The following is a 12823-nucleotide window of genomic DNA, read 5'->3' as shown; positions in this document are numbered from 1 at the left end:
AAAAAAATAATTAAAGTAATATCAATATGTAACAAACAAACCACTTGTTAATATATTAATAAATATCTTTCTAAAGATACCAAAAAGCAGCAAATCAATATTCATGAGGTTTTCATGAGTTTTAAATACTGCTATCAACTTCACGTTATTAATATGTTTATTTTATGTTAAATCCATTAAGAGGCATGATAATCATTCGATTAGTACACAAGGGAATATGATGAATTCACCATTATTCGAGCCTCATCAACAAACATTGATTGATTGCTGCCTAAATACCATTGCGCATATTATTCCGGTTTCTGCATTGGTGTATTACCTCGTGAATGATCATTGCCAACCAGATAACTACGTTCTTCACGGGATACCGGCAAAAATGCATGAAGAGTATCTCGCTTATTTTCACCAATTAGATCCTTTACACCCTGACCATTTTCGCAGCGATGATTTACGCTTAGTGAGAATGGATTCTGAAATACGCCAGCAGAATCAAGCTTTTTTCCATGATTTTATGCAGCCAAATAACATGACTGATATGGCGGAAATATTTATTCGTCGTAAAAATAAAATTATTGCGGGGATTTCGGTGCTGCGAGACAGCCCATTTAGCCAACAAGAAATCATGCGATTAAATACTATTTTACCTGTCGCTGAGCTGATGACATTTGATGTACTACCTGATTCCTTAGTGGCTTATACCCCCAAAGAACAAGAAATTATCCATTTAGTACGGGAAGGCGCGAGCAATAAGCGAATTGCATTATTACTGGGGGTTTCGCTATCAACAGTGAAGACTCACTTACGCAATATCTTCACTAAAGCAAATGTGACTAACCGAACCGAGCTTGTTTCATCAGGGTTTATCATTCGCCAAGAAAAATGACAATAAATCTAACGACCACCCGCTGCGGATGAACATCCACAATAGCTTTGTCTTTAAATTGATTAATAAGCCATAGTATCTATCAAATATAAAAAACCCGGCACGATGGCCGGGAAATGTTGATTAATTAAATATAAATTGAACACTAATAACGCACCATGACAGATTTTAACTCTGTGTAATACTCAATAAAGGCACTACCAAATTCACGACCAATACCTGATGACTTAATGCCACCAAATGGCACTGCGGGGTCAAGGAAGGTATGCATATTCACCCATACCGTTCCCGCTTCAATGCGTGAAATCATACGCATTGCTTTACTAAGATCATTTGTCCATAAACTCGCAGCTAAACCAAACGGAGTGCTATTCATCATCTCAATAAGTTCTTCTTCGTCATCGTAACTCAAGAAAGTCCCTATTGGCCCAAATGTTTCCTCTTTCATCAATACATCATCTGGGCTTTTAGCACGAATAATGGTTGGAGGCACAAAGTACCCAGCGCCTGCAATGGGTTGGCCACCATAAATAATTTCACTACCCTCTTGGCGAGCTTTTTCAAACAAACCTAAGATTTTTTCATAATGCGCTTTATTGGCCAGCGGCCCCATCTCGGTTGTTTCATCCAATGGAGAACCGACTTTCATCGCAGACAAACGCGTTTTTAGTTGCGCTAATACTTCATCCATCAATTTAGATGGAATATAGAACCGCTCAGCAGCCGCGCAAATTTGCCCTTGATTTAGATACCCCGCTTCAATAATCCCATTAACAATTTTTTCAACCGGAAGGTCAGCTAAGAATGCCGCACCATTTTTCCCACCAAGCTCCAGAGTTACTCGGGTTAATTTACCTTCCATTGCTGAACGCCCTACTGCCAGCCCAGTTGGTACAGACCCCGTAAATGTTACTTTAGAACAAAGTGGATGATGAATTAGTGCAGGCCCAACTTCACGACCACCACCATTCACGATATTAATTACACCGTCAGGAATTCCTGCCTCTTTTGCCAATTCTGCCACTCTTAGCATGGTTAGTGGGGTAAATTCACTTGGTTTCAACACAATCGTACAGCCACATGTTAAAGCAGCCGCTAATTTCCAAATGGAAATCATAATAGAAAAGTTCCAAGGAATAATACCAGCTACAACACCAACAGGTTCACGCTGGGTAAATGCAGAATATTTCTCACCATTAAAAGAAGGCAATGAAACATTCAATGTTTCCCCACTAATTTTAGTCGCCCAACCGGCAAAATAACGCAAGAATTGCGCAGATGACCCCACTTCAAGAAAACGAGATAATTGAATGGTTTTACCTGAACATAACGTCTCTAACTGGGCTAATTCTTCAAGATGCTTTTCAAGCAGGTCAGCAAGGCGGTTTAAGCAATTCCCTCTTTCCATCGGTGTCGTGTTTGCCCAACCCCCTTTAAATGCAGTATGAGCCGCATCCATTGCAGCATCAACTTCCGCTAAAGTTCCTTCTTTTACTTTAGCAATAACCTGTTCAGTGGCTGGGTTAACAACATCAAAAAAAGTATCGCCCTTGCCAGAAACCGGTAACCCGTTGATAAAATGACCGTGCTGACGCTTCAAAAATTCACTGACTTCTGGTAATAGGGTTAACTCGCTCATTGTTATCACTCCACTCAATAGAAATTAATTAGGCATTTACACAAGCTAAGTAATGTTTTACGAAGCGTGGTGTATCAATTTCCCATAAAACTTCGGTACCTTTCGCGGCAAACCAGGTATCGCCTTTATGGTATTCAACCGTCACACCGGTTTTCACATCCGTTAACTTCACCGAACCTTCGTGGACTGTCGCCATTTCATCAAATGGATATACCATTTTGAACTTGCCTTTAGTACAAGCAAAAATACCGCAGGTCAGGTTATCCGTTGGTTCACCGTGGATCATTGCAACACTCGCTTGAGGATCGCCTTCAACAACCACAGAGCCTAAATTTGTCACGCTACCAACATTCAATAACTCAGGTAGTGGTTTATTTAACAGTAATGGACTAATCATAATTTTTACCTTTAATCGATTTTAATAAACTAGTTAGGTGGATAACGAATTAGCGACGACCTTGCCAATAACCGGATGTCTGATGCATTATTTTTGCCAACGAAACAATCACATTACGCAGACTATCTTTACCAATAATATTGGCGTGCGGGATAGAACTCATTAAGTCATAACGATGAGAACCTTCCACCATCCCTTCAGCAAGAACTTTGCACACAATCTGGCTTGGCGTAACACCAAAACCTGAATAGCCCTGTGCATAAAACACATTTTTGTGTTGTGGTAATGAACCAATTTGTGGAAATAAATTTGCACTACATGCCATTGGTCCACCCCAAGCTAATTCAATTTTGACGTCTTTGAGATAAGGAAAGACTTTTAGCATTAAATTACGATTCCATGCTTTAAGATCAGACGGAATATATTCAAGAAAATGAGTGGAACTGCCAAATAATAGGCGATTCTCATTCGTCACCCGGTAGTAATCTATTACAGGACGAATATCACTATAAGCACCACGAATTGGGCTAATTTGCTCGATTAATTCATCAGGTAGCTCTTCCGTCATTAATTGATATGCGTAAGTATTAATAGTTTTAGGGTAAATCGTCGGCTCAAGGCCATTTAAAAATGAATCGCAAGCCCACAGCATTTTCTGTGCTTTAACTGTTCCCATCGCAGTTCTGACTTTGATGGTATTACCATATTCCACATTTAATACTTGGCTATTTTCAAATATTTTAGCGCCATATATTTCACTAATCGCTTTCGCTTCACCCAATAATAAATTCAATGAATGAACATGACCGCCACCCATGTGTTTGATCCCACAGGTATAAGCATCAGAACCAATAATCTGTTTTAGTTCTGAGCCACTGTAAAACTCAATTTCTTCATCAGGATCAACTGACTTAAAATCTTTTAGCCAACTGCGTAAGGTTTTTTCTTGGCGCTTATTACTACCTAAGTATGCGTAACCACGGCAAAAATCTGCATCAATATCATATTTAGCGATACGATCACGCATGATCCCTGCGCCCATATTGCTGAGTTTAAAAATCGTTTCTAAACCCTCTGGCCCGACATATTTTTTGATTGCATCGATATCATGGCCAATGCCCGCCATTACTTGCCCGCCATTACGCCCTGAACCACCGTAGCCAAGGTGCCGTCCTTCCAAAATAGCGATATTGGTAATCCCTTTCTCACACAGCTCAAGCGCAGTATGGATCCCAGAAAAACCACCACCAATAATCACCACATCAACATCAAGATCTTCCTTTAGCGTAGGAAAACGTAAGTCATACTTTTTAGTTGCTGCATAGTAAGTCAATGATTCTACTTGGTTATTCATTATGGATACCCTATTTAGTATCTTTCGATAACTCGATTATCTTAACCTTACATTAACAATTACATAGCCCTTTAGGGATATTCGAAACATAAAGTTAACAATTGTGACGTAAGTAGAATATTTAAATAATAATAAAATTTTAAAAAAATAAAAAAAAAATTTAAAAATCAAATAATTAGAAAACCATTCTCATATTAATAATAATGATTATTAATTTAATTTTAGTTCATACAAATCATCTAGACAAAAATAAAAAAAAATAATGCAGCAATAAAAAAGATAACAAGCCATAAAATGCTATTAAATCACTAGGTTAAAATAAATATAAAAACACATTATACTTAGCTTAACCTATTCATTAATAAGTTAAATAATTCAACCTGTGAATTAATACTTAGTTTTTGATAGATATTTTTACGATGATTTTTCACTGTTCCTAAACTAATGAAAAGCATCTGTGCAATTTGTGGTGAACCTTTACCTGCTAAGATTAATTCGACAACTTCACACTCTCTTGGTGTCAGCCCAAATCGTGTTTGCATATCAGTATTTTGATGGTGGTTCGACACCGAAGAAGGAGAAACATCTTTATGAAGTTTCACCATACTACGAATGATATCGAAGGCGTCTTTAAGGGGCGCTTGCGTATATTTTCCCGAGAAAAAAGGCCTATCTTCATTACCAAAAAAAATGCCTAATTGCCTGTCAGTTGAAATATCTAATAACAGCCCAGCTTCATCACACCACCCTGTCTTACGATAAAAATTGAGATAATAATCTGTATGGTAAAACCCTTTAGGAGCAAGTTCTTTTAATGTTAATACTTTGGAAGCCCCTCCCTTTTGGATTTCTTGGTAGAATGGATCCATTAAATAAGCACCTCGTTGATAGATTCTATTAATACTATCGCTATTGCGGCGCTCTACTTTAGAAAGAAATCGGGGTGGAGCTCCTTTTTCAAAGGAGTAAACAATCGCATTATCGAATGCAATAAGTGAAGATAACCATGATAATAAATTAGGATAAAACTGGTTAGTTGCAACAGAATCAATGACATCAGGTAGTTTTTCCAGATAGCTCTCCATTCTGCCTCCACAATTATTAACTAATTAATAAAACCCCTCTAGGCGGCTTCATTTATATTGCTTAAAACTTCATAAAGAACACATTATCTTTATAAACTCAACACGATTGTTATTAATATGTTAATCACATCACTCTCTATTAGTAACCCTAATGAATAATTTCATTACATTAGTATTCATAAAAATAGAACTTACATCACATAAAAATAAATTCATCCATATATTATGTTAATTAAAAGTAAATAACCTAATAAAAGGAGAAATAATGTCTAGCAATAAAATTATTATCGATTGTGACCCTGGCCATGATGATGCAATGGCAATTTTCTTAGCATTAGGCAATTCAAATGTAGAGTTACTTGCGGTAACGACGGTTGTCGGAAACCAAACTTTAGACAAAGTTACTTATAATGCACGCGCAATTATGGAATTCGTTAGTGCAAATGATATCCCTATCGCTGCTGGTTGCTCTAGGCCATTAGTGAGAACAATACAGACTGCCCCAGAAGTTCATGGAACAACAGGACTGGACGGCACTCACCTCCCTGAACCCAAATTACCTATTGACCAACGCCACGCTGTGGACTTAATTATTGATACGCTAAAGTCACATCCCTCTAAAACGGTTACTCTCGTACCTATCGGAGGACTCACAAATATTGCTTTAGCCGTGAGGAAAGCACCTGAAATTGTAGAATTAGTAAAAGAAGTTGTTTTAATGGGAGGAGGATACCATACGGGCAACCGTACTGCAGTCGCCGAATTCAATATCCTTATAGACCCTGAAGCTGCTCATATCGTGTTTAATGAAACTTGGCCTATCACTATGATTGGGTTAGACCTTACACACCAAGCAAGGCCAGACGACCAAATAATGGAAGCAATTGCAGCGTTAAATACACCTGTAAGTGACTTTGTTGTTGAATCTCTAAATTACTACACGGCAGGTTACCGTAGACGTAATGGCTATACTGACCACGCCCCGGTTCACGACCTATGCGCTGTTGCTTATGTTATCGACCCATCCATAATGGAAACGATTAAGGCTCCAATTGATATCGAGCTACAAGGCGCTCTAACAACAGGTATGACAGTGACTGACTTTCGCCATCCAGCTAAAGCAGATTGCCACACACAAGTCGCCACAACATTAAATAACCCTCAGTTATGGGATATGTTTATTGCTTCTCTAAAGCAACTAGAAAAATAAAAACAAAAAGGTAGCCTATAAAAACAGCTACCTTTTCAGAAGATTATGATTTGATAATTTCTTTTAACTTAGTGTAGCGTCTAATTAATCGCCATTTTAATTTTACTGTTGTTGCATGCGCCCACACTATTTGCCAATAACCCTTATCAAAAAATAGTTGTACCATTTCCTTCTGTACATCGGGTGATTTAATGGCTAATAGCGCTTGAATCACCCCCAAACCTTCCTTTCCTACCTGCCATAAGCAAGCTGGTGCCTGTTTAACTTGTTCAGGATAACGCTGGTAAATATTTAGCAGCATATCAATAATCTTCAAATACGTTTTTATCTTGCGGACAGAGCGTTCATCACCACTTAATGAGTGCGAAACAGATTGGTTATGGATTAAATATCGGTAGTATTGTTCATTAATAAATTGCACGCGCTTCGCCACGAGTAAGACTTCCGTCGTCCAAGGAATGTCTTGATGATGTAACTTAGGCTCAAAGAAAAATTTGTGTTGGCGCAACATGTCCAAACGATATAAATTCAGCCAAGTTACATGCAGAAACTTGCGTGAACTTAAGCCAATTTCAAGCCATTCAGGGCCTGAAATTACCCCAGTTGACGGGACTTTATTCGGTGGAAAAATTGCCTTTGGTGCATCACCATTAGTATAAACATAAGTTCCATTACAGGTTGCAACATCGAGGTCATTTGATAATGCTATTTCTAATAAACGCCCATACATTTTAGGGCTAATTTCATCGTCAATATCAGGGAATGTAATATATTTTCCCGTAGCCTCTACCATCCCCGTATTACGGGCAACTGATACGCCTTGGTTCTCTTGATAAAGCACTTTTAAATGTACAAATTTATCTGCGTAAGACTTAATGATGTCTTCACTTTTATCTTTAGAACCATCATTAACAACGATCAACTCCCAATTTTCTAACTTTTGCGCGATTAAGCTATCAAAAAACTGAGGTAGAAATTTTTCACCATTATATACAGCAACGACAATACTCAAAACTGGCTGAGAAGACATGTATTAACCCTATACCAATCTATTAAAAATTATTCATAAGCTAAATAATTAAACCAAATATAAAGCAAAGTAGCAGATAGCAATATGTCACTTCATGTTACTTCACTAAAATTAATAATTTAGAAAAGAAAAAATCACATTGGTTCCATTGTCATAAAAATTTAATAATTTAAAATTCAGATTTATCAATCTGCAATGGAATTATCTTATTTGTAAGTATGATTTATATTGTAATGAACTAATTATCCATTAATTGACCTAATAAACATTAATGACACCTTAAAAAATATTGAGGATATTCTTGTGGCTGGAAGTAGCTTACTCACATTACTTGATGATATTGCCGCTGTACTAGACGATGTTTCCGTCATGACAAAAATGGCTGCCAAAAAAACATCCGGAGTTTTAGGTGATGACCTCGCACTAAACGCCCAGCAAGTCACAGGTGTTCGTGCAGAGAGGGAAATTCCTGTTGTTTGGGCCGTCGCTAAAGGGTCATTTGTTAATAAATTAATACTTGTTCCTTTAGCGTTGTTAATCAGTGCGTTTATCCCTTGGGCTATCACACCTCTACTCATGATTGGTGGAGCCTATCTTTGTTTTGAAGGAGCAGAAAAAATCACTCATAAGCTATTGCATTCTAATGCAAAAGATTCTACTCCCCAACACCAATTGCAATTATCAGCAGAAGAACTTAAGGAATTTGAAAGTAAAAAAATCAAAGGAGCTATTCGTACCGATTTTGTTTTATCAGCTGAAATTATTGCCATCACACTCGGCATTGTTTCCACTACCTCTTTTATCAACCAAGTGGCCGTACTCTCTATCATTGCTATCGTGATGACTGTCGGTGTGTATGGCTTAGTTGCAGGTATTGTGAAATTAGATGACTTAGGCTTTTATTTACAGAAGAAAACCTCTTCTTTATTAAAAAAATGTGGTAATGCCTTAATTTATGCGACTCCTTATCTCATGAAAACATTATCTATTGTAGGAACAGCTGCGATGTTTATGGTCGGTGGAGGTATCCTAACGCACGGTATCAGCTATATTTCAGAATGGATTACCGAAATATCATTTACCACAACCTTAACACCTATCATTGGTAGTACTATGCAGTTTGTCTTACCGACTATAATTAATTTATGTTTTGGGCTAGTAACCGGCCTAATCCTTGTCGTGATAATCTCACTATTCAAAAAATTTAAAAAAGCCTAAAACAAAAAGATAGCTCTATCGATTAGAGCTATCTTTACTCCTACCATTCGATAATTTTTCAGTAACATTTTTCGGTGTATATTATTTTACACATTGATTTTCATCGATATTTAAACTGATCTAAATCAAAGGAAATTCATCTTTAATTTAAGCTATAATACGTATCCCCATTCCAGACTAAACCAAATTTAATCTTATATATCAATAAATAAAAGTACAAAACTTAAAGAGAAATTTTATTTTCTATTTTCTATTTTGTTATAACACCAGAAAATTACTACCAAAGTAGTATATTTAATGTTCGCCCCTTTATGAACAATACTAGAACTATGCATTTTAAGTTCGCTAGCGCGACTCTTTAAGGAAGTGACACATGCCCACACTGTATCGTCGATTTTCAATTATTAACCAAGTAATCGGCCTTATGCTACTTATTGCGATCTTAGGAATTATTGGGATGACGATTTCTAATCGAATGATTATAAGTGTACAAGGTAATGCTCACGCAATAAATAAATCAGGTTCACTACGAATGCAGAGCTACAGATTGCTTTCTCTCGTCCCTCTGAATACTCAAAATCAGCGTTATCTCGACGCATTAGAATCTGACCTCATTAGCCCAGAACTGACTCAAGTTGTAAAAATTGAAAGCTTAACGCCTCAATTTGATGAGCTCTATAATTACTGGTTACATATCTTACGACCTTCATTAATGGAAGCAAATACGCCTAACGATGCAAGGTACGAAGTTATATCATTTGTAAGTAAACTTGATGAATTGGTTCATAATATTGATGAGAAAACAGAAAGAAAGATTGCTTATGTAGCTATGACACAACTGATTTTTATTAGCTTAGTATTCTTATTACTTATGGGAACCATCTGGCACTTAAGAAGAAAAATTTATTACCCATGGGTTAAATTATTATCAATGGTCAATGCGATTGGGCGAAAAGATTTTAGCCAACGCTACCCTAAAAATAATAGGCAAGATGAGTTAAACGCATTAGGAGAAACGCTGAATCAAATGTCAGATGAATTAGCGCTAAGCTATCATCAACTTGAAGAAAGAGTTGCAGAAAAAACTGCAGATTTAATCACAAAAAATAAAGTGTTATCTTATTTATATCAATCAAACCAAATTCTTCATTCATCAGATCCCCTCTATTTGCGATTACAAAAAGTCCTTATTGAACTAGAAAACATTACCATACTCAAAAATCTAAGTTTACGGTTGTATGAAGAAAGTAATGAAGCCTATTTTCATGAAATATGTTGCCATTCAACCGGATTATCTGAAGAGAAGACAACGAAACTAAAACAACAAATTTCAATCGATAAACCTCTCAGCATACAATGGGATTTATCAGACAATATGCATCGTTATGGCGTTATTATTGGTGAGATTGAAGATAATCAAATACTTTCAGACGAACAAAACAACCTCGTTTCTGTTCTAGCAAAACAAATCTCTGGTATGCTCGCGATGGAGCACCAAATAGAACAACAACAACAGTTGCTTATCATGGATGAACGTTCTGCAATTGCACGCGAACTTCATGATTCTATCGCTCAGTCTTTATCTTGTTTGAAAATGCAAATTAGCTATCTGCAATTACAGCCTGAGCCATTACCAGAAAAACCTCAACAGCTTTTAACAGAAATGCGCAGCGAAATTAATACCGCATATAGCCAACTGAGAGAGCTATTAACCACATTTAGGCTTAAATTAATGGAACCTGGCCTACTTCCCTCATTAGAAAGTACCATTAGTGAATTTAGCGAACGTATGGGGTATACAGTAACCTTAAACTACGACCTACCCGCAAAGAGTATTTCACCACACCAATCTATTCATATTATACAAATCGTCCGAGAAGCATTAACTAATATTCTAAAACATGCTAATGCAACATCGGCTGAGGTTTCATTAAACCAGTATGATGGTATTGTTACTATTACCATTATCGACGATGGTGCAGGGATCACGTCAAACACTGATAAACTTAATCATTATGGGCTTATTATTATGAGAGAAAGAGCTTTAAGCCTTAATGGTAATTGTTGTATTACACCTAGGCCTCAAGGTGGAACAGAGGTAAAAGTTACCTTTCCTTTATCTGACGCTTAACATACCGGAAAATCATCTATGGAAAATACAAATATAGTAAACGAAAAATCAACCATTCTACTTATTGATGATCATCCGATGCTAAGAAATGGAGTCAAGCAATTGATTAGTTTGGAATCTTCATTACAAGTTATCGGTGAAGCAGGAGATGGTAAAACAGGTATACAGATCGCTGAAGAGCAAGATCCTGATCTTATTTTACTGGATCTCAACATGCCTGGAATGAATGGTTTTGAAACTCTTGATGAACTTAGAAAGCGAGAACTATCCGGTAGGATTATTCTTTTTACTGTTTCTAATTATAGTGATGACTTAGTCAATGCACTAAAAAGAGGTGCTGATGGCTATTTGCTTAAAGATATGGAGCCTGAAGAGCTTATAGTCGCCCTAAAAGAAGCCGCTAGCGGTAAGTTAGTTGTTAGCCCAACATTAGCATCTGTACTTGCTGAATCACTCAGAGACAATACCACACAAGATGATAATAATATAACTTCATTAACACCAAGAGAAGCCGATATTCTAGAGCTGATATCACAAGGCTTATCAAATAAAATGATAGCTCGTAAACTAGATATCGCAGAAAGCACAGTAAAAGTACATGTTAAACATTTACTTAAAAAGCTCAATTTAAAATCAAGGGTTGAAGCCGCTGTTTGGGTGTTACAACAAAAATAATTTTTAATCTCACAGCTATATAACCTTATGATAGCTGTGAGCTTTGAAAAAATCATGTTAACTAATAAACAGCTCTAATATGCAAACTTATATTTTTAATTATACTAAACTAGTGTAATAATTTTTATGATGGAAAATAGTATAAATGGAAGATGAATTAATTTTAGTTAATGAACATGATGAACCTGTTGGTGTTATGTCAAAATTATTGGCACATCAACTCGGTTATCTACATCGAGCATTTTCAGTATTTATCTTTAATGAGCAAAATGAGCTATTAATTCAACAACGGGCACTTCATAAATATCATTCAGCAGGGCAATGGGCGAATTCTTGCTGTAGTCATCCTAAACCTAATGAGGATACTCAGAAAGCCGCTGAACGTAGACTTCAAGAAGAGCTAGGATTTATCACTCCATTAACGCATGTAGGCTCCTTAATTTATAAAGCTGATGTTCAGGGGGGCTTAATTGAACATGAATATGACCATATTTTTATTGGTTATTATAACCAATATATTCAACCAAATAGGGAAGAAGTCTCATCTATAAGGTGGGTAACTCTTCCTCAATTAAAACAAGAGATCGTTCTTACTCCTGAAATATTTACACCGTGGTTTAAAAAAATATTGGAAGATTTTGCCCTATTAAATATTTTAAATAAATGAGTTTATAATATTTAATTTATAATTTAACTTTTAATACACCATTCAAATCATAAAAAATATTTATATAAAATCACATACCATAAAGATATATTATAGACAAGAAAATAATTTAATTATCAGTTTCACATAAATAAATAGTGCTAGTTTAATCTCAATTCTCAACGTAGGCTAACTAATCTTTTCCATTGAATTATTTTTAATACTAAATATTGTCATTATTATTTATTCATTGAATATAATTGCATTATTAATAAAATTTACTGGTATATTTCTATAGTAAGTAATCACTTAAAACTTACTGCGGCCTTATTCACTATATTTTATTACTTTCTTTTACCCGATATATTTTTAATCCTATAATAAGTGAGCTATTACTCACTACCTTACCCCCTCAATCGCATTCCCCCCTGAATACTCAGAGTGCAACGCCTTGATTTAATTCTTCCCTCCTATCTTCCCATCCCCTCTGTAGCCCAAATAGAAGTGAGCTATTACTCACTACCTTACCCCCTCAATCGCATTCCCCCCTGAATA

The 12823-nt window shown here is 36.2% G+C and carries 11 protein-coding genes; 6 read left to right on the top strand and 5 right to left on the bottom strand.

Annotation, left to right across the window (positions count from 1 at the left end; translation table 11 throughout):
* The first annotated feature begins 220 nt into the window (after positions 1–220).
* A complete protein-coding gene (locus PSE72_RS17545) occupies positions 221–883 on the top strand; it encodes a helix-turn-helix domain-containing protein (protein ID WP_115166583.1) in 663 nt (220 codons plus the stop codon).
* Between the two features lie 145 nt (positions 884–1028).
* Here the strand turns inward: PSE72_RS17545 and PSE72_RS17540 are convergent, their stop codons facing one another.
* The 4 genes from PSE72_RS17540 to PSE72_RS17525 all read right to left on the bottom strand — a co-directional run bounded on the left by PSE72_RS17540 (position 1029) and on the right by PSE72_RS17525 (position 5358).
* Positions 1029–2522, bottom strand: coding sequence for an aldehyde dehydrogenase family protein (locus PSE72_RS17540; RefSeq protein ID WP_217007887.1), 1494 nt, complete (start codon positions 2520–2522; stop codon positions 1029–1031).
* A 28-nt stretch (positions 2523–2550) separates the two neighbouring features.
* Positions 2551–2919, bottom strand: a complete 369-nt coding sequence (locus PSE72_RS17535; RefSeq protein ID WP_109911826.1) for a cupin domain-containing protein — start codon at positions 2917–2919, stop codon at positions 2551–2553.
* Between the two features lie 49 nt (positions 2920–2968).
* Positions 2969–4273, bottom strand: coding sequence for an NAD(P)/FAD-dependent oxidoreductase (locus PSE72_RS17530; protein ID WP_115166582.1), 1305 nt, complete (start codon positions 4271–4273; stop codon positions 2969–2971).
* Positions 4274–4614: 341 nt separating this feature from the next.
* Positions 4615–5358: a helix-turn-helix transcriptional regulator gene (locus PSE72_RS17525; RefSeq protein ID WP_115166581.1), complete on the bottom strand. Its 744-nt coding sequence runs from the start codon at positions 5356–5358 to the stop codon at positions 4615–4617.
* A gap of 265 nt (positions 5359–5623) precedes the next feature.
* Here PSE72_RS17525 and uriH point away from each other — a divergent pair, with 265 nt between their 5' ends.
* Entirely contained in the window at positions 5624–6568 is a 945-nt protein-coding gene (gene uriH / locus PSE72_RS17520) for a uridine-preferring nucleoside hydrolase UriH (protein ID WP_004914829.1), read from the top strand.
* Between the two features lie 43 nt (positions 6569–6611).
* Here uriH and PSE72_RS17515 read toward each other — a convergent pair whose 3' ends face one another.
* Entirely contained in the window at positions 6612–7598 is a 987-nt protein-coding gene (locus PSE72_RS17515; RefSeq protein ID WP_115166580.1) for a glycosyltransferase, read from the bottom strand.
* Positions 7599–7901: 303 nt separating this feature from the next.
* On the opposite strand from PSE72_RS17515, the gene PSE72_RS17510 reads away from it, so the two are divergent.
* The 4 genes from PSE72_RS17510 to idi all read left to right on the top strand — a co-directional run bounded on the left by PSE72_RS17510 (position 7902) and on the right by idi (position 12289).
* Positions 7902–8816, top strand: a complete 915-nt coding sequence (locus tag PSE72_RS17510) for a DUF808 domain-containing protein (protein WP_272691039.1) — start codon at positions 7902–7904, stop codon at positions 8814–8816.
* 373 nt (positions 8817–9189) lie between these two features.
* Entirely contained in the window at positions 9190–10947 is a 1758-nt protein-coding gene (gene narX, locus PSE72_RS17505) for a nitrate/nitrite two-component system sensor histidine kinase NarX (protein WP_115166578.1), read from the top strand.
* Between the two features lie 18 nt (positions 10948–10965).
* Positions 10966–11622: a two-component system response regulator NarL gene (gene narL, locus PSE72_RS17500; protein ID WP_004914835.1), complete on the top strand. Its 657-nt coding sequence runs from the start codon at positions 10966–10968 to the stop codon at positions 11620–11622.
* A gap of 145 nt (positions 11623–11767) precedes the next feature.
* A complete protein-coding gene (idi, locus tag PSE72_RS17495; protein ID WP_115166577.1) occupies positions 11768–12289 on the top strand; it encodes an isopentenyl-diphosphate Delta-isomerase in 522 nt (173 codons plus the stop codon).
* Positions 12290–12823: the final 534 nt, after the last annotated feature.

The sequence above is a fragment of the Providencia sp. PROV116 genome (assembly GCF_028482485.1).
Classification (GTDB): domain Bacteria; phylum Pseudomonadota; class Gammaproteobacteria; order Enterobacterales; family Enterobacteriaceae; genus Providencia; species Providencia rettgeri.
The sequence above is the reverse complement of the archived record's forward strand: the minus strand, read 5'-3'. Positions and strand labels throughout refer to the sequence as shown.